Origin of the sequence: Agrobacterium sp. (assembly GCF_032092815.1) — a bacterium.
GTDB lineage: Bacteria > Pseudomonadota > Alphaproteobacteria > Rhizobiales > Rhizobiaceae > Agrobacterium.
Genome location: NZ_DAMDBP010000011.1, coordinates 35,274 through 54,152, shown reverse-complemented (window position 1 = coordinate 54,152; position 18,879 = coordinate 35,274). Strand labels below are relative to the sequence as shown.

The window sequence follows — 18,879 nt, the reverse complement described above, 5'->3', positions numbered from 1 at the left end:
CAAGTGAGCGAGCGAACAACACGCATACCCGCCGTCGAAGCGCGTGGACTAACCGTGGCCTATGGCGACGCCCTTGCCCTCAGCGACGTCAACGTCGAGGCACATCAAGGGCGTATCACCGTGATATGCGGCGCCAATGGCTCCGGCAAAAGCACTCTCCTGAAGGGATTGGCGGGGCTGGAAACACCCACATCGGGTGACATCTTGCTTTCCGGCCAGCCCCTGTCGGAACTGTCGCGGCGCGACATCGCCCGCAGGGTCGCGGTGATGAGCCAGTCACCGGAAGTGCCGACCGGTCTGACGGTCGAAGAACTGGTGGAACAGGGCCGCCATCCGCATCGCCCCTGGCTTGGCCGCATATCCGCGCGTGACCGCAGCCTGATCGATAGCGCCATTCGAAGAGTTGATCTTCACCATCTGCGCCAACGGGAGCTTGCAACATTGTCCGGTGGAGAACGCCAGCGGGCTTGGGTCGCCATGGCGCTGGCGCAGGAACCGCAATTGCTATTCCTGGATGAGCCGACCAGCTTTCTCGATATTCGCCATCAGGCCGAACTTCTAACCTTGCTTCGTCAGCTCAACCGCCAGGAGGGGCTGACAATCGTTGCGGTGCTGCATGACCTGAACCAGGTCATGGATATTGCAGACGATGTGCTGCTGATGTGCAAGGGCAGGGTTCTGGCAACAGGTACTGCGCAACAGGTTCTAACGGCAGATCTGCTGGAGGACGCCTTTGGCTGCAAGGTCGACATCGTGCCACATCCGCGTGACGGCGAACGTGGTTATTGCCTGATCGACTGGGTGGGTAACACCGACGCAACTGGCACTGTGCGGCGTGAGGCATGAAGGTGTCGCGGTCACGCATCCGGCCCGTGCTGTCGATCTGTGCCTGGCCAATTGGCCTTTGCCTGCTGTTGATGCTTGCCCTTGTTGATTTTCGCATCGGCAGCAAGCTGGTGGCCTGGAGCGACGTTTTGGCATTTCCGTCACGTCCCGCCACCCTGGCCCAGACGGTTCTGGAAACAATCCGCGCCCCAAGATTGATTGCCGCCATTTTTGTGGGTGCGGCGCTTGCGGTGGCAGGCTCGGTGTTTCAGAGCGTGCTTCGAAATCCTCTTGCCGCCCCGGATATTCTCTCCGTCACCAGCGGCGCGCAACTGTTCCTCGTTGTGTCGACCCTGCTGCTGCCAGCCGTGATCCCACCAATCATCGCCACGACATCTGGTGCCGCAGTCGGCGCCGTCTTCTGCATCGCGCTGGCTGGCGGCTTTCGCGCATCTCCAGGACGGCTGGCCTTGGCCGGCGTTGCGACATCTCTCTGTTTTGTGGGCATCGCCTCGGCAATCATCCTGCTCGCCGATGATCGGGCCTCCGGCCTGCTGTTGTGGACAGCCGGCATTCTTGACCAGACAGGCTGGTCGAAAATCCTGACGGCTGGCCCGGCCATTCTTTTATCGTTTGCAGGTCTGATGCTGATCGCACGCCAGCTGGATCTGCTTGTGCTCGGTGAACAGACCTCAGCCAGTCTAGGTGTGACGCGGGCTACCACGCTGACGGGCCTGACAGCCGGTGTGGTTCTGGCAGGTGCGGCGGTAACACTTGCCGGACCAATCGGTTTCATCGGGCTTGCCGTTCCCAATGCGCTCAGAGCACTCGGCATTACACGACACCATCGCCATCTGCCTCTTGCCGCGCTCTGGGGTGCCAATGCGCTGCTGTTTGCAGATGTGATAACACAGGTGCTGGTTGGCAATGGCGTGACCGTTCCAACGGGCATTGCCGTTGCCTCTCTTGGCGCACCTGCGATGCTGCTGCTCTTGAGAACAACCAAGGCAGGTGGTGAGGGCCGCATGCCAACACCTTCAACGGCGCGACGCCTGCGTGCCTCTCTGCTTTTTACAGCCCTTGGCATAACAGGTCTGATGCTGGTGGTTGCGGCATTGATGATTGGCGACGGCGTTTCGTCGTCTTTCGATGCGGCTCTTGCAAATCTTGATCTGCGCGCGCCGCGTCTGATCATTGCACTGGGATGTGGTGCCATACTGGCAGCAGCAGGTGTGGTGTTACAGGCTGTCACACGAAATCCGCTTTGCGGCCCTGAAACACTGGGCCTGTCACAAGGGGCAGCACTGTTTAGTCTGGTGGCACTGCTTGCAGGCCTTTCTCCGGGCACACCGATTTTTCAGATGGTTACGATCGCCGGCGCGATGTCAGCGGTGCTTCTTCTGATGATATTTGGCCCCGGCAGATCGCCACAAAAGCTCATTCTGGCCGGCATCGCCATCGCAGCCAGTTTTGGTGCCATCAGCACCATCATCGTTGTCGAGGCACGGCTGCAGACCGCGCAGGCGCTATCATGGCTCAGTGGATCAACGCATGGTCGCGGCTATGGTGATGCCGCGGCGATGGTTCCCTGGCTTTTGGTCGTAACAATGTTCGGCCTGTTTTGCAGCCGCCAGCTCGACGCCCTTGTGTTGGGCGATGAAAAAGCACGTGCACTGGGTGTGGAGACGGGTCGCGGCCGCATTTTTGCGCTGATCTATGCGGCAGTCGCCACGGCCATTGCCGTTTCGACAATTGGCGCGGTCGGGTTCATTGGCCTGCTCGCCCCCCATGCCGCACGCCTGATTGCTGGTCCCCGCCATGCGAGAAATCTGCCGGTTGCAATGGCCATTGGCGCCATTCTCATGGCAACGGCAGATCTTGTCGGGCGCAGTATCATCGCACCGCTGGAACTGCCCGCCGGCATTATCACCGCCGTCGTCGGCGCACCGTTCTTCATGCTGTTAATGCGCCCGCCAGCATCCCGAAAAACGTCCGTTTCGTAGCCACCTCAGCCCAGTCCGAGCGTTGTCACACCGAAAACATACGCGGTTTCGAATGACGGCGGTGTGCCACGATACATGCGCGTCGTCTGGAAACCGCGCTCAAGACCGTGATCCTCTAGGACGGCGGAAAACTCGGCTTGATCGGCAGGCACGTCGATGTGGATCAATTGACCTTCAATCTCGGCCGCACAGGCAAAAAGCAATGTTGTTGCAGCACCAGTGTCAGCGGCGAAAAGCGGCCCGATCTTGTACCCCTCATGGCATTGCCGCGCGACAGCATAACCGCAGATCGCACCATCGCGGACAAGCACTTTTGTCTGCCTCGGCAACGCCAGCCACGCCTGCAAAAAAGCCGCACGGCGCTCTGCAAAACACCCGGCGTCGAACGCGATCAGGCTGATCGGATCAATCTCCTCAAGGGAGCGGATGTCAGGATCGTTCCGGCCTTTCAGCTTTCCGCTCCAGCGAAAGGTCTGATAGTCAGGGACAAATCCCATGGATCGATAATTCGCCAGTTGCTCCGGCACGCCGTCTAGACCGATCGTTCGGTTTTTCAGATGCGCCATGCCCGCATCCCAAACGCGCCGCCCGTATCCGCGCCCACGAAAATCAGGATGCGCGATATAAAGACCGATAAACCCGAAATCAGATCCATAACGGATGGCAGATATGCCGGCGGCCATCTGCCCATCGACAAAACAGCCGATGAATCCTTGCGGATCAGCGGCCTGAAAGGGTGCCGCATCGGCCAGTCCGGGGTTCCAGCCCTCGGCCTTTGCCCAGCCGATCAGCATGTCGATCTCTGCCAGATCGAGCGATCGGATCACAACCTCACTCATAAGCCTGTCAGCCGATCAGGTTGAAAGGCCTCCAACATGCCTCGATAGGGTTTCGAGATCGGTGTCGCATAGGCGCCGCGCTTGGCGGTCGACAGGCCAAGCGTAACCAGAGATTCTGCCTGTTTCACCGCCGCTGCAACGCCGTCCACGACAGGCACACCGAATTCGGCCCTAAGCTCTGCGGTCAGATCCGCCATGCCGGCGCAGCCGAGCACAATCGCTTCAGCCCTGTCTTCCTTCAGCGCCAGCGCAATCTCGCTGCGCAACCGGTCGCGGGCATTGGAATTCGGGTCCTCAAGAGACAGGACGGAAATATCCGCGGCTCGCACCTTGCAGCGCGACGACATGCCATAGCGGTAGACGAGATGTTCAAGCGGCAGCCGCGACCGTTCCATCGTCGTCACAACAGTGAATTTCTGGGCGATGAAGGCCGTGGCAGAAACCGCCGCCTCGCAGATACCGATCACCGGCACGTTGGCGAGTGCCCGCGCGGCATCAAGGCCGGTATCGTCGAAACAGGCAATAACGACGGCATCGATGCCCTGTTTTTCACCAGCAGCGATTTCCTTGAGCAGGCCAGGCACCGCAAAAACTTCGTCATAATAGCCTTCAATGGAAACCGGTCCCATCGATGAGGTAACGGCAACAATCTCCGTCTGATGCCCTGCAACGCGGCGAGCGCTGTCGGCGATGGTTGCGGTCATGCTGGCGGTTGTATTGGGATTGATGATCAGGATACGCATCGGTGTCTCATCAACTCCGCTGTCTGCGACGATTAAGATGGACGATCAGGCCGAGTGTGCCAGCAATCACCAGGAAGGAGAAAACTGTGGTGACCGTACCGAGCGCATAAAGCACCGGCGTCGTCACATTGGTCGTCATGCCGTAGATTTCCAGCGGCAGTGTGTTGAATGATCCTGCTGTCATCAGCGTGCGGGCAAATTCGTCATAGGACAGCGTGAAGCCGAACAACCCAACGCCGATCAGGCTCGGTGCGATCATCGGCAAAACGACATTCGAAAATGTCTGCCAGGAGGATGCGCCAAGATCCCGTGCCGCTTCCTCGTAAGCCGGCGAAAAGCGGTTGAAGACGGCAAACATGATCAGCACACCAAAGGGCAGCGTCCAGGTCAGGTGCGCGCCGAAGGCCGAGGAATACCATGCGGGCTGCAGGCCGAGCTGGCTGAACAACACGCCGATGCCGAGCGAAACGATGATCGAGGGGACAACGAGGCTTGCGACCGCCAGATAAAACAGCGCCGTCGCGCCGATGAATTTTCGGCGAAAGGCCAGTCCGGCCAGCAGCGACACGACAACGGTTACCAGCATGACCATGATGCCGAGCATTGCCGAACGGCGGAACGAACCGCCGAAATCACCCACGGCCTGGGTTTCGAACAGGTTGGCGAACCAGCGCAGCGACACGCCGTTGAGCGGGAAGGTGAGGCCACCATTCGGCCCCTGGAAGGAGAGGATCAGGATCGCCGAGAGCGGGCCATAGAGGAACAGCACGAAGACGGCAAAGAAGATGGCGAGAAGGTAGAATTCCCGGGAGCGTTTTTCGCGGTACATCTTAAAGCTCCTTCCGGATATCGACGATCCGCAATATGCCAGCGACCATCATCAACACGAGCACCAGCAGCACCACGGCATTGGCGGCAGCGGCCGGATATTGCAGCAGCGACATCTGGTTCTTCATCATCAGCGCGACGGAGGCGCTCTGTCCGCCGGACATCACCTGAACGGTGGAAAAATCGGCCATAACAAGCGTCACGACAAAAATCGTGCCAATCGCCATGCCGGGTTTGGCCAGTGGAATGATGACATTTGACAGGATCTGCCAGGAAGAAGCGCCTGCATCACGGGCCGCCTCTACCAGCGATTTGTCGATACGCATCAACGTGTTGAAGATCGGTGTCACCATGAACAGCGTGTAGAGATGCACCATGGCCAGCACGACGGCAAAATCGGAATAGAGCAACCATTCCACCGGCTCGGAAATTACTCCGGAGCCCACCAGCGCCGAATTGATCAGGCCGTTTCGACCAAGAACCGGGATCCAGGAAATCATCCGGATGATATTCGATGTCAAAAACGGGACGGTGCAGATCAGGAACAGCACCATCTGCATTGATGTGGTGCGGATGTGGAAGGCGAGGAAATAGGCGACCCAGAAACCGATGAAAAGCGTGATGACCCAGACCAGGGCGGCATATTTCAGGGTGTTGAGGTAGGTCTTCCAGGTCACCCATGACCCCAGCGTTTCGGCATAGTTCATCGTCAGGAAGTCGGGATACATCTGGGCGAAGTCATAATCCCAGAAACTGACAACTGCGATCATGATGATCGGTAGCAGCAGAAAGAACCCAAGAATGAGCGTCAGCGGCACCGCCTGTAGATAGGAGATGACGGCAAGCGGCAGCTGAAAGCCTTTTGGGCGAGCCTGCCCGGCATTTTCCGTATCCGTCGATGTGATCGTCGCCATTGCTTGGCATCTCCCTATGGGCCTCTGGACCTTCTCTCAACGAAAAGGCATCGCTCCCGGCTACATCATCTCGCCTACCGGCCATCTTCTCCACGATTGGGAAGAAGACTTGATCCGCTCACCTGCCATGATCGCGCCTGGCGGTGCGGCTGGGTTAAGCCCTCCCCCTTGCGGGGGGGAGGGTGATGTGTTTGTCTATCAGGCTGCGATAAACTCGTTCCAGCGGCGGACCATGTAGCGGTCTTCGTCCATCACCGAGTTCCAGCAAGCGACATGGCCCATGCGTTCTTCGAAGGAGCCGCCGTCGCGCACGGCGCCGGCCTTTTCCATGACCTTGCCATCCGGCGCGACGATATCGCCCGTCGCGGCCTTGCCTTCGATCCAGTAGCCCCATTCATCGGCCGACATGTGTTCCTTGGCGGTTTCCATGCAGGCGGAGTAATAACCCTGACGGTTGAGATAGGCGCCAACCCAGCCTGACGTGTACCAGTTGATATATTCGTAGGCCGCGTCGAGCTGTGCACCGGTCAGATGTGCTGCAAGACCCAGACCGCCACCCCACGACCGATAACCTTCCTTCAGCGGCTGGTATTTGCAATCGATGCCCTTGGAGCGTACGGCGGCAACCGCTGGCGACCACATGGACTGGATGATCACTTCGCCCGATGCCATAAGGTTGACCGACTCGTCGAAGGACTTCCAGAAGGCGCGGAACTGGCCGTCCTGCTTGGCCTTGATCAGGAAGTCGATCGTCTTGTCGATCTCTTCCTTGGTCATGTTGCCCTTGTCGGCATATTTGATGTTGCCGAGCGCTTCCATGATCATCGCCGCATCCATGATGCCGATCGACGGGATGTTGAGGATCGAGGTCTTGCCCTTGAACTTCGGGTCCATGATGTCGGCCCAGGTGGTGATTTCACGGCCAACCAGATCGGGACGAATGCCAAGCGTATCGGCATTGTAGATCGTTGGCATCATGGTGAAATACTGGGTTTCTTCCTTGGCAAAGGTCTTGTCGCCCGGCTTTTCAACGAAACCGACCGTGTGCGGCGCGGTGCCCTGTGCAATCACGCTGTCAGGTGTCAACTTGCCATTTTTGAACAGCGGCACGACCTTGTCGTAATATTTCAGCTTCTTGGTATCCATTGGCTGGATCACGCCTGCCGCATAAACCTTCTTCAGGATCCAGTATTCGATATCGGCGATGTCATAGGACTTCGGCTGGGTGACTGCGCGCTGGGCGGCGGCATCCGAATCCGTCGCCGTCATCTCGAGCGTGATGCCGAGATCGGCCTTGCACTTCTCGGCAATCGCATTGAGGTTCGACACGCCGGTGCCAAACTGGCGAAGCGTGATCGGGTTCTGCGCCCAGATGGTCGGGAAACCGGTAATTGCGCCTGAACCGGCTGCAAGGCCGGCCGCAGCCGATGCCGTTTTCAAAAGCGAACGACGGGAAATTCCCTTGGCCGTCTTCTCAATCCCCGTTTTTTTTGTATCGGTCATGCCAGTTCTCCTCTTGAGGTTTATTGTTGTATTTTCAGTGCTTAAGCCGCCCCAGCACGAGCGCGTCCTCACGCTCCCACGAAAGCGGAATGGCATCGCCAACCTTCACCGGATTGGCGAAATAGTCCTTGTCACTGAGGATCGCGGTAAAATCCTCTACACCGGAGCCATTGACGGTGAGCTTCACCGATGAGCCGCGATATTCGACGTTGGAAACGGAACCGGTGAAACCGAGACCCTTTTCGGTCGCCGGTGCTACGCGCACATGGTCGGTCCGGACCGCGATGTCGGCCGTGTCGGTCAGGCCCGCTGCATCGGCGCCGATCGCCAGAAAGTCGCCGCCAGCCGGAACCGAAATCATCAGCTCATCGCCGTCGCTTTTGATCACGCGGCCGGAAATCACGTTGTGATCGCCCATGAACTTGGCGACGAAGGCAGTTGCCGGACGCTCAAACACCGTGCGTGGATGAGCGGCCTGCTCGATGCGACCATCATTCATGATGACGATGATATCGGCGAGCGCCATTGCCTCTTCCTGGCTGTGCGTCACATGCACGAAGGTAATGCCAAGCGAGGTCTGCAGCTTTTTAAGCTCCGCCCGCATGCGGATTTTCAGGAACGGGTCGAGGGCGGAAAGCGGCTCGTCGAGCAGAAGCGCTTCCGGATCGGTGATCAAAGCGCGGGCAAGCGCCACTCGCTGCTGCTGGCCGCCGGAAAGCTGGGCCGGGCGGCGTGGCGCATAGGCTTCGAGCTGCATCAGCTTCAGCATGTCGAGCGCCTTGGCACGCCGCACGTCTTTCTCCACCCCCTTCATCTTCAAGGAAAAGGCGACGTTGTCGACGAGATCGAGATGCGGGAACAGTGCGTAGGACTGGAACATCATCGCCGTGCCGCGCTTGGCCGGCGGCAGGTCGGTGACAACAGCATTGCCAAGCCGGATATCACCCGTCGAGATGCTCTCATGTCCGGCAATCATTCTGAGCGTTGAGGTCTTGCCGCAACCGGAAGGTCCTAGCAGGCAGCAATAGGTGCCGGCGGGGATCTTCAAACTGATCTCATGGACAGCCGTGGTGGCACCATAGATCTTGGAAACGGATACGATGTCTATTTCAGCGGCTTTGCTCATAGGCACTCTCCTGCGATTGTTTTTAGTGATGCAGGAGCCGTGCCAGTTCAATTTATCGTTGAAGAACAACGATATATTGTCACAAGACCATTTTCGTCATTCATGGTTGCGTAAATTTGCATCGATTGTTTTCGATCCAATGGTCAAATCGTATGCAATCTTAATAATGGATTGTAAAATATCCTACTAGGCAGATGACCCCTCAACGCGCTACAACAGGTCATACTGGACGAAACCAATGACCTTGCTTGAACAAACCGCCGTCTCTGCTGATCCGATGATCGAGGACCGCTCGATGGCGATCCGCGAGTCTCTGCGCAATGCCATCATCGACCGACGGCTTGCACCGGGAACGAAACTGTCCGAGGCGGAAGTCGGCGCGCTTTTTGATGTCAGCCGGACGGTGGCGCGTGCCGCCCTGCAGATGTTGACCTTCGAAGGTCTGGTGAAAACAGAACGTAACCGTGGTGCCTTCGTGTCCAATCCGACGCCGGAAGAGGCACGGCAGATCTTTGCATCCCGCCGGCTGATCGAGCCGGGCATTGTTACCGCCGCCGCCGAACGGATCACGCCGCAGGACATCGCGCGTTTTCGCGAACAGTTGATTGAGGAAGAGCGCTATATGAATGAGCGCGGCCCGGCAGCACGGCGGGCGGAAATCAAGGCATCCGGTGATTTCCACCTCATGCTGGCCTCTGTTGCCGGCAATGCCATCCTGCAACGTTTTATGGATGAGCTGGTGGCGCGGTCTTCACTGGTCATCGCGCTATATGGCCGTTCCGGTGTGTCGAGCTGCGGCCATAGCGAACATTTCGCCATTCTGGACCTGATCGAACGCGGTGACGCCAAACGTGCCGCAGACCTGATGCTGCACCATATCGATCACATCGAGGCCGATCTAGACTTGCAGCCCAAGCAGGGCGTGGCGCTGAAAGATGCGCTGTCAATTGGCTAAAGGATGAGGTCATCCAGACAATGACGCCGACCTCCAGGGTCGGCGTCAGATTTTTCATTACTTCTTGATGGCTTCCAAATCGACATCCAGCGACAGGTCTGGACCGAGGCCGAAATCGGCCAGTTTGGTGATGCCGAAATCTGCGCCGGTGATGGCACCGGTGGCAGAAAATCCAGTCTTGATGGTGTTTGCATCCCAAGGCAGCGGAGATTCTGCATTCCACGTCACGTCAAGCGTGACAGGCTTTGTGGTGCCAGCAAGCGTCAGATCGCCGGTGACCTTGGCTGTTTTGTCGCCAGTCTTTTCAATGCCGGTGCTCTTGAAGGTGATCTCAGGGAATTCCTCGACATTCAGGAAGTCTGGGCTCTTGAGGTGGGTATCACGCTGCTCGTGGTTGGTGTCGATGCTGGCAGCATCGATTTTCAGGTCGATGGAGCTCTTCGTGACATCGTCCTTGTCGAATGAAATTTCGCCAGAAACCGTGCGGAAGACGCCGTGAGCCTTTGCCCAACCGGCGTGGTTGGTCTTGAAGCTGACCCATGCATGGGTTGGGTCGATTTCATAGCTGTCGGCTGCAAAGGCAGTACCGGCGGCAAACAGACCAAGAAGGGCTGCGGTTGTTGCAATAAATTTCATGGACTACTCCTGTGAACGGGTATCGAAATGATACCGGTGGGGATCATCAGCCGGCGAATTGAAGACCGGCAGTGAGGATGGCAATGATTGCCGGCACGGCGACGATCAATCCGCAGATCAGCGGGCGCAGCGCCGGGGCAAGTTTCAGGCGGTTGGCGAAGGTTGAGGTCAGCGGCAGCAAGGTGAGGGTGAGGCCGGCGATCACCAGAGCGGCGCTGGAGGCCTGTGGTGCCAGGATCGCGGTTGCCAGCAGGCCGACAAATGCCACCCACGCAAAGGCAAATCCACTCAGGCCACCAAGATTGAAGGCGCGCTGGTTTCCACGCAGTTGCGCAATATAGGCCACCAGGAGGTAACCACCGAACAGGGCGGTCAAGGCGCCATTGAACATGGCCATGCCCATATAACCGCCAAAGATCGCCACAAGCGCCGTGGACAGTGCGGTGGCAAATGCCGCCTGTGGCAGAACCGGCTGCTGCTCAGCCGTGTCACGGCTTTTTGCAAGCGTTGCCCAGATGGTACCGACCACCGCAATGGCAATGAGAATGAGCGTGACCGTCAGTTTCCGCCCGCTATTCGACAAAATGACGCTGCCCATCCACCAGGCGGGAACCGCCAGAGAGATCAGCGCGCCAAAACCGGCGAGCGCTGCGGAGCGTGAACGAACAAAAGGTGCGAGGATTGCAAAAACCAGACCACCAGCCAGCAGCACATAAGGCAGTTTATGAGCGGCCCGCACCGGTGGAAAGGCTGGCAAGCCATCCAGACCAACAAGCACCACAGCCGCAAACAACGGGATGAGTGCGGCCACCAAAATCCAGCCTGTGCGGCTTGCCTTGCGTGCCACCAGGCTTGCGACAACACCAAGGACCAGGGGCAGTGCAACGATCGTTAAAAGCATCGTTTGAAGCATGTGAAATATGACTTTCCGTATCACTTATCAAAAGTCGGTTCGACTATGCGGGCGACGCTAATCCGACTGCTCGACGCCGCGCAAGCGGGGCCACGGGCCGGATTCGTCACATTGACGTGATAGAAATAGTTATCGAGGGGTGACACTTCGTTCGCAAAAATTGAACAATAAACTCCCGTTCAATTTTGATCACAATCGTCAAGCCAGCACACAGAGAGGTCACCAAATGGTGGTGACAAATACAGACAGACGGCACCTCTGACGTACAAAAAAAGGGGGGGGGGCGCCCGGCAAGAACCGGACGCCCCCCACGAGACGGCTGAATGCACTCAGTGGTCAGACGCCACCTGCGGGGTTGGTTCGACCTTGCGTTTGCCCTTTGCCTTGACCCAATCGACTGCGACAAACAGCAGTGGCACAAAGAACACGCCCAGAATGGTCGCAAAGATCATGCCACCCATCACCCCGATACCGATCGAGTTCTGAGCCGCAGAGCCTGCACCCGTTGCCCGCGCCAGCGGCAGAACGCCAAGAATGAAAGCAAGCGAGGTCATGACGATCGGACGCAGTCGCATTCTGGCCGCTTCAATGACCGCCTCAATGGCGGTTCGTCCGGTCGTCATCAGATCCTTGGCGAATTCGACAATCAGAATGGCGTTTTTCGCTGTCAGGCCGATGGTCGTCAGCAGCCCGACCTTGAAATAGACGTCGTTCGATTGGCCGAAGAGCTGCGCAAACAGAAGCGAACCAAATACTCCAACCGGCACAGCAAGAATGACGGCGAAGGGAACGGACCAGCTTTCATAAAGAGCAGCAAGGCACAGAAACACCACGACAAGCGACACGGCATAAAGCAGCGCTTCCTGCGAACCCGCCAGGCGCTCCTGATAGGAGATGCCCGACCATGCGGCGCTGTAACCGGCGTCAAGGTCGGTAACAAGCTGCTCGGCGCCATCCATGGCCGCACCGGAGCTGACGCCACTTTGCGCAGAACCATTCATGGATACGGCGGCCGTGCCGTTGAAGCGGGCAAGCGACGGTGACCCTTGTGTCCACGATGTGGTGGCGAATGCCGAGAACGGGATCATCTGCCCCTCGGAATTTTTCACCGACCAGCGATTGACGTCATCCGGCTGCATGCGGAACGGCGCATCGGCCTGCACGATAACCGGCTTGATCTCACCCTTGTAGATGAAGTCATTGACCTGTGAACCGGAAAACACCGTGGTGACCATGCTGTTGAGATCCGACAGGCTGATGCCGAGCGCACTTGCCTTTTCCTGATCGATATCGATCTTCAGCTGTGCTTCGAGCGAGCGTGTATTGCCACGCACATCAGCGACTGTGGCGCTGCCTTTGGCATTGTCGGCCAGTGTGTTGGCAGCGGCGGTCAGCGCATCACGACCATTGTTCGCCGTATCCTGCAGGTACATGGAGAAGCCACTGGATTGGCCAAGGCCCTGAATGGCTGGCGGCATCATTACAAAAACCTCGGCATCGCGGATCTTGCGGAAATAGGCCGAAGCACGTTGCTGCACGGCAGAGGCACTAAGGCGGCTATCGGTCCGGTCATCAAAATCCTTGAGGCGAACAAAGCCCATGGCCGCATTTTCACCACTGCCATTAAAGCCAAAACCAAGCGTCATGAACACGCTTTGAACCGCATCTTTTTCCTCATTGAGATAATAGTCCTGAACCATGTCAATGACGGCCTGCGTGCGGGCAGCATTGGCGCCAGCCGGCAGTGTGATCTGGGTCATCAGCACGCCCTGGTCCTCTTCCGGCAGAAACGAGGTCGGCAGCTTTGAATAAAGACCATAGGCCGAGACAAGAAGAATGGCGAATACGAGGAACATCCGCACAGGCCGCGCAATCATCTTGCCGACCCATCCGGCATAACCGTTGGTAATACGGTTAAACCCTCTATCGAACCAGCCGAGCCAGCGGCTGAGCCCCCAACCATGGTTGGGTTTCAGCATCATTGCGCAAAGGGCAGGTGTCAGAATGATGGCCACCAAAACGGACAGCAACATTGCACTGGCAATCGTCACCGAGAACTGCCGGTAGATCACGCCGACCGATCCCGAGAAGAATGCCATGGGGATGAACACCGCCGTCAGAACGAGGGCGATACCAATCAGCGCGCCCGTGATCTCGCCCATCGACTTTTCCGTCGCTTCACGTGCGGAAAGTCCCTCATCGCGCATGATGCGCTCGACATTTTCAACGACAACAATGGCGTCGTCGACCAGAAGCCCGATGGCAAGCACCATTGCAAACATGGTCAGCATGTTGATTGAAAATCCAAGTGCCGCGAGAATGCCAAATGTTCCCGCCAACACCACCGGCACCGCAATCATCGGGATGAGGGTTGCACGGAAATTCTGCAAAAACAGCAACAGAACCACGAAGACGAGAATGATCGCCTCGATCAGCGTATGGATGACCTTTTCGATGGACAGCTCAACAAAGGGCGTTGTCTCATAGGAATAGGCAATCTCGACACCATCGGGCAGCGACTTTGCAATCTCGTCCAGTTCGGCGTGCACGGCATCGGATGTCGATATGGCATTGGCCCCGGAGGCGAGCTGGACACCAAAACCTGCAGCGGGCATGCCGTTATAGGTCGAGCTCTGCCCGTAACTTTCCAATCCGACTTCCACCCGCGCAACGTCGGACAGACGCACAACGCTGGCGCTGGAATCCGTCTTGATGATGATACGCTGGAACTGGTCGATAGAGGTCATCTGGGTGCGGACGATGATGCTCGCCTTGAGCTGCTGCCCCTTCACCACAGGTGTGGAACCAATAGACCCCGCCGCAACCTGGGCATTTTGCGAGGAAATGGCGGAGGTCACATCGGAGGGAACAAGTCCGTATTTTTCCATCAACACGGGATCAAGCCAGATGCGCATGGCGTAACCTGAGCCGAAGGACTGGACCGAACCTACCCCATCTATCCGTTCGATACGTTCCTCGATCTGGCCCGACATGATATCGGCCAACTGATCAGAGGTGTAACGGCCGTCATGCGACACGATATTGCCAATCATCATGATGCCGGAGGAAGACCGGCTTACCCGCACGCCGTCGTCCAGGACGGCATCGGGAAGTTGAGATTCGACACGCGACAGCTTGTTCTGGACTTCGACCTGTGCCGTTTCAGGATTGGTGCCATTTGCAAATGTCAGCGAGATCGAACTGGATCCCGTGCTGGAGGTCGATTCCATGTAGAGCAGACCCTCAAGGCCAGTCATGGCACTCTCGATGCGTTTGGTAACAGAGTTCTCCACCGCATCGGCAGTCGCACCGGTATAGGTCGCATTGATGCGGACCGTGACCGGGGCGATCTCCGGATATTGCGAAATCGACAGCGAATAAATGCCCATCAGACCAGCAAGCATGGTGGCGATGGCAAGCACGATCGCAAAGACCGGTCGTGCAATGAAAAAGCTGGCAACAGCGTTGCGCGACGTGTTCATCGTCATTTGCCGCCCTCCGCACTGTCGTCTGAGGCAATGGTTTGTTTCACGACACCATCCTCATCGATACTGGCTGCGACAGGCTCAATGGCCGATCCGTCAGATATTTTCTGGAAACCATCAACGATGACCTTGTCGCCAGCACTGACGCCTTTGGTCACGATCCAGTCGTTTCCACTCGAGCCTGAGGTGGTCACCTCAACGAGTTTTGCCGTATCATCGGCAGAAACGAGATAAATGGTCGCCTTGCCGTCATCGCCGCGCGTGACGGCGCGTTGCGGAATGAGGAAGGTATTGGTCATTGTTCCAAATTTCAGGGAGGCGGAAACAAACATGCCCGGTATCAGGACGCGCTTTTCATTGGGAAATGTAGCCCGCACGGTAAACGAACCGGTGGTTTCGCCAACGATCATGTCGGCAAGCGATACCTTGCCTTCACCATCATAGGCCTTGCCATTTTCAAGCGTCAGAGCGGCAGCCAAAGGGACACCACGCGGAACGGAAATCTGGCCCTCATCAATCTGGTCACGCATACGCAGCAGGTTGGCACTGGTGTCCATCAGGTCGACATTGATCGGGTTGATCTGGCGAATGGTCGCCAGGGCATCCGTCTGGTTTTCGGTCACCAGTGACCCGACGCTGACGGCAGCAATACCGATCTGCCCGGTAATTGGCGCGCGAATGGTCGCATTGTCGAGGTTGATCTGTGCGGTTTCCAGATCGGCTTTGGCAGCCTCTTCTGTTGCCTGGGCCTGAAGCAGCGCAGATTCTGCATCTTCAGCAACCTGCGCACTGACAGCATTCGTCTGCTGCAGCACCTTATTTCGGTCATAGGTCGCCTGCGCGCTTTTTGTGGCCGCCTGCGCCTTTTTCAGCGCTGCGGAGGCCGAGGCTCGCGCAGCCTTGAACTTTGACGGGTCGATCTCAAACAGGACATCGCCTTCTTTCACCTCGCGCCCTTCGGTAAAGGCTATCTTGCGGATGATACCAGCGACCTGCGGACGAACTTCCGCCGTGGCATAAGCAACGACACGGCCGCGCAGCGTTGTCACCTGCTCAACAGGCTCGGTCTTCATCGTGATGTAACCGACCTCTGTTTTCCCGACTGGTGATGGACCTTTTTCAGTGTCCTGATTGCACGCTGTGAGCAAAAGAAGTGTCGCTGAAGCGGCCAGTGCCCTCGAAAATTTCATACAGAATCCTATTTTGTCGCTATTATCACCGTGCGGAAATGCAGGGGGGAAGAGATTTATCTCGATCTGACAATTAGGGTAACCATCATTACCGTAATTTCAAGTTACCAATTTGTAAGCTCCAGGCAGGCCGCAGCGAATGGCGAGACACTCCACTGAAACCAGGTGCCGCCAAACAGGCGAGGGCACCACAAGACAGTGGCGATCGTCATGAGAAGCTCGACACAATTCAATGGAGGCGTTGATGGAGCGTGGTTACGTCTGCGGTCGCAAAAATGGCTCGAATGTCAGCGGGGAAAAAGGCCGCATCCGGATCGGCGCCAGCGGCATCACGATTAAAATTTTGATGGATGTCGCCTTCGGCGCGCAAATGGCCAAGGGTTGGCCCAATGGAGCCAAACCGGGCGACGATGACCAAGCGGGATATCTGCGGACTGTTTTTGCACGATGGTCGACGGCCTGCAGCCGCGTGCCCCCAGCATTCACGGACTATCATCAATGGCGAGAAACGGACGCCGGCGCCCGTTCACCCTAGTCCTCAATCGTCGCTGACATGCCGAGTGCGGCACGTGCAGCACGCTCGCCACTCATGAAAGCCGCATCCGTCCAGATGTAACCCCACTGGCCGAACCGTCCGCAATATTCGATACCCACCTCATCGAGATAGGCGTGCACGATCTCGACCGCGGCCTTGCGGTCAAGGTCAAAGATCACATTGCCGAAGGGCAGCATGATCGCACTTTTATGGATGACCTCGGATCGCGACATCACGACACCTGACTTGATCAGCGCATCAATGGCCGGTTCGATCCAGTCATCCGGGCTGCCGGTCAATGGCCGGTATTTTTCGCTGAAGTAGATTTCCGCCTGCAGGGCACCACAGCCATCCGGCACACTTTTCTTCGACAGGTTGCCACGGTAGCTGACCCGCGCAAACGGAATGTCCTCATCATAGAAATAGGACCATTGCGGTTTGGTCTCGATCGGACGATTAAGCCCGATATTGACGACCACCACCTGGGTGCAGGCAAGTCTTGCTGCCGCCGCACGCACATCATCCGGCACACCCTTGATCAGCGGAATGACCACGGGAAGCGGCAGCGACGAAATCAGCTTGTTGAAGTCATGTGTCGTGCCGTCCTTGAAGGTCAGCTTCTTTTCCCTGGTGTCGATGGCGGCAATCTCATGATCGCAAAGCACCTCGGCCTTGTCGTAAAAACCGCTGATGAAGGATTCAAAACCACCCTCGGTCGGATAGCGAAACTCGTTGACGTAAAAAACATCAAGCGGTTCGTGTTCCAGCGCGCCGCGCAGAACTTCTTCAAGATTGGGCCTGTAGAGGCGTGGTCCCAGCCAGTCGGTCGACATGTTGCTGGCACCTGTCGTGTGGTATTTGCGGGTATAGACCGCCGGGAAGGTTTGAGCGAAGGTCTTGCCGAACGCGGCCAGCAGCCAGTCCTCGTAATTGTCGATCTTCGGATTTTCGATCTGGCGGGCCTCGATGAAATCCTTGATGCAATTGACAACCAGTTCTGGCGGCAGGCCATGCAGGTTGACCTGTGCAGGGTGCTTGATCCAGTGCCCTTGCCAGTAATTGTTGCAATAGACATTGCCGACCTCGAACTTCTGGCCGGTCGATTCCGCAAACAGGTTCTTCACGCGCGGATTTTTCGTGAACGAGATATGGACGCCCTCGTCGAACACGAAACCATCACCATTGCCAAAACTCGAGGTGAGGCCACCTGGCCTCGACCTCTTGTCGTAGATTCTGGCCCTGATGCCATTGGCAAACAGAACGTTGGCCGCACCGAACCCGGCCATGCCGCTGCCCAAGATCGCGTATCCCTGATGCTCCATCGTCGTTCCCTCAGTTCATCCAGCGGACATCGTCGGACAGACGCCCCGCATCCATCAGCCGTTCCAGTGTCGTCAAACGTTTGGCCGCCGCTGGAACGACTTCGCGCCCGGCCTGTTTGGCACTGGTCAGGCCATCGACAAGACGGCCAATCGATTCCGACAGTGAAACCGACGGCTGATGATCAGGCGCAACCTTGGCAAATCGGGTGAAATCGACCTGATAGGAGCGTTGATCCGGAGGTGCATTTGTGTTGATCGAAACCCGCGTGCCGGGGATCGCCTCTGCAACCGCTTCAGCCAGCTGGAACACCTGATAATTGTTTTCGTTGCGGCCCGCATTGATCGACACGAAACGACCGTCATCATCACTGTCGCGTTTGATCGCCCATTCCATGGCCCGCGCCATGTCCTTGACGTCAATCAGCGGCCGCCAGGGCGTACCATCGCTCAAAACCCTGATCTCACCGGTCGCCAGTGCCGTTGCAACGAAATCATTCAGCACCAGATCCAGCCGCAGCCGTGGCGACTGTCCGCAAGCGGTCGCAAAACGCAGGCAGGTGATTGCCATCTTTGGGGCTTCAAGCTGTTCCAAGGCCTGTTCCGTGGCGATCTTCGAACGGGCATAGGCCGTCAGCGGCGTCAACGTATCGGTTTCCTTGCGCGGCCCACCCTCGGCAATCCCGTAGACGCTGCAGCTCGAGGCAAACACGAAGCTTTTCACGCCGGCCTCGGCTGCGGCTTGCGCGATATCGATACTGGCGCGGTAATTGATGCCTTCGGTCTGCTTTTCAAAACGGGCACCGATCGGATCATTGGACAGCGCAGCCAGATGCACGACGGCATCAATGCCTTCCAGCAGTTCGGTAGGAAAATCCCGGACGTCGCCGAACACCTGCTTGTCCAGTACACGCTCGGGAAATTCATCCGGCAATGTCAGGCATTGGGCAAAATAACCGCTGTCGAAACCGATCAATTCGGCATCAGGCCAGACGGAACGAAAATGGGCTGCCACGACAGGGCCGACATAACCCATATTTCCAGTGATCAGGATACGCATTGGCG

The 18,879-nt window shown here is 57.5% G+C and carries 16 protein-coding genes; 4 read left to right on the top strand and 12 right to left on the bottom strand.

Translation table 11 applies throughout. The features are described from left to right. The first annotated feature begins 3 nt into the window (after positions 1-3). Both RT613_RS08810 and RT613_RS08805 read left to right on the top strand, forming a co-directional pair. Positions 4-846 carry an ABC transporter ATP-binding protein gene (locus RT613_RS08810; protein WP_313614634.1) on the top strand — a complete coding sequence of 281 codons (843 nt, stop codon included), beginning with the start codon at positions 4-6 and terminating at the stop codon, positions 844-846. Further along, positions 843-2,828, top strand: coding sequence for an iron ABC transporter permease (locus RT613_RS08805; RefSeq protein ID WP_313614633.1), 1,986 nt, complete (start codon positions 843-845; stop codon positions 2,826-2,828). The genes RT613_RS08810 and RT613_RS08805 overlap by 4 nt, the downstream gene beginning before the upstream one ends. 5 nt (positions 2,829-2,833) lie before the next feature. Here the strand turns inward: RT613_RS08805 and RT613_RS08800 are convergent, their stop codons facing one another. The 6 genes from RT613_RS08800 to RT613_RS08775 form a co-directional block, all read right to left on the bottom strand. Then, entirely contained in the window at positions 2,834-3,667 is an 834-nt protein-coding gene (locus tag RT613_RS08800; protein ID WP_313614631.1) for a GNAT family N-acetyltransferase, read from the bottom strand. Next, entirely contained in the window at positions 3,664-4,410 is a 747-nt protein-coding gene (locus tag RT613_RS08795; RefSeq protein WP_313614630.1) for an aspartate/glutamate racemase family protein, read from the bottom strand. The genes RT613_RS08800 and RT613_RS08795 overlap by 4 nt, the downstream gene beginning before the upstream one ends. Before the next feature lie 10 nt (positions 4,411-4,420). Continuing rightward, positions 4,421-5,239 (bottom strand): ABC transporter permease, encoded by an 819-nt coding sequence (locus RT613_RS08790; RefSeq protein WP_183993039.1) that lies wholly within the window; start codon positions 5,237-5,239, stop codon positions 4,421-4,423. A 1-nt stretch (position 5,240) separates the two neighbouring features. Further along, positions 5,241-6,152 carry an ABC transporter permease gene (locus RT613_RS08785; RefSeq protein WP_313614628.1) on the bottom strand — a complete coding sequence of 304 codons (912 nt, stop codon included), beginning with the start codon at positions 6,150-6,152 and terminating at the stop codon, positions 5,241-5,243. Positions 6,153-6,350: 198 nt separating this feature from the next. Next, complete coding sequence (locus RT613_RS08780) at positions 6,351-7,655, bottom strand: PotD/PotF family extracellular solute-binding protein (RefSeq protein WP_313614627.1); 1,305 nt, start codon at positions 7,653-7,655, stop codon at positions 6,351-6,353. 34 nt (positions 7,656-7,689) lie between these two features. Then, positions 7,690-8,781, bottom strand: coding sequence for an ABC transporter ATP-binding protein (locus RT613_RS08775; protein WP_313614626.1), 1,092 nt, complete (start codon positions 8,779-8,781; stop codon positions 7,690-7,692). Positions 8,782-9,019: 238 nt separating this feature from the next. Here RT613_RS08775 and RT613_RS08770 point away from each other — a divergent pair, with 238 nt between their 5' ends. Next, complete coding sequence (locus RT613_RS08770) at positions 9,020-9,736, top strand: GntR family transcriptional regulator (protein ID WP_313614625.1); 717 nt, start codon at positions 9,020-9,022, stop codon at positions 9,734-9,736. 57 nt (positions 9,737-9,793) lie between these two features. Here RT613_RS08770 and RT613_RS08765 read toward each other — a convergent pair whose 3' ends face one another. From RT613_RS08765 to RT613_RS08750, 4 genes are all read right to left on the bottom strand, one after another. After that, on the bottom strand, positions 9,794-10,372 hold the full coding sequence (locus RT613_RS08765) for a YceI family protein (protein ID WP_313614623.1): 579 nt from the start codon (positions 10,370-10,372) through the stop codon (positions 9,794-9,796). A 46-nt stretch (positions 10,373-10,418) separates the two neighbouring features. After that, positions 10,419-11,285 (bottom strand): hypothetical protein, encoded by an 867-nt coding sequence (locus RT613_RS08760; protein ID WP_313614622.1) that lies wholly within the window; start codon positions 11,283-11,285, stop codon positions 10,419-10,421. Between the two features lie 329 nt (positions 11,286-11,614). Next, positions 11,615-14,767, bottom strand: a complete 3,153-nt coding sequence (locus RT613_RS08755; protein ID WP_313614757.1) for an efflux RND transporter permease subunit — start codon at positions 14,765-14,767, stop codon at positions 11,615-11,617. 2 nt (positions 14,768-14,769) lie between these two features. After that, positions 14,770-15,960 carry an efflux RND transporter periplasmic adaptor subunit gene (locus RT613_RS08750; RefSeq protein ID WP_313614620.1) on the bottom strand — a complete coding sequence of 397 codons (1,191 nt, stop codon included), beginning with the start codon at positions 15,958-15,960 and terminating at the stop codon, positions 14,770-14,772. 244 nt (positions 15,961-16,204) lie between these two features. Here RT613_RS08750 and RT613_RS08745 point away from each other — a divergent pair, with 244 nt between their 5' ends. After that, positions 16,205-16,495, top strand: a complete 291-nt coding sequence (locus RT613_RS08745) for a hypothetical protein (protein ID WP_313614619.1) — start codon at positions 16,205-16,207, stop codon at positions 16,493-16,495. Here RT613_RS08745 and RT613_RS08740 read toward each other — a convergent pair. Together RT613_RS08740 and RT613_RS08735 are read right to left on the bottom strand one after the other, a co-directional pair. Then, complete coding sequence (locus RT613_RS08740; RefSeq protein WP_313614617.1) at positions 16,492-17,817, bottom strand: FAD-dependent oxidoreductase; 1,326 nt, start codon at positions 17,815-17,817, stop codon at positions 16,492-16,494. The genes RT613_RS08745 and RT613_RS08740 overlap by 4 nt on opposite strands. Positions 17,818-17,827: 10 nt before the next feature. Then, the gene (locus tag RT613_RS08735; protein WP_313614616.1) at positions 17,828-18,874 is read right to left on the bottom strand and encodes an NAD-dependent epimerase/dehydratase; all 1,047 of its coding nucleotides are present in this window, start codon (positions 18,872-18,874) and stop codon (positions 17,828-17,830) included. Between the last annotated feature and the right edge of the window lie 5 nt (positions 18,875-18,879).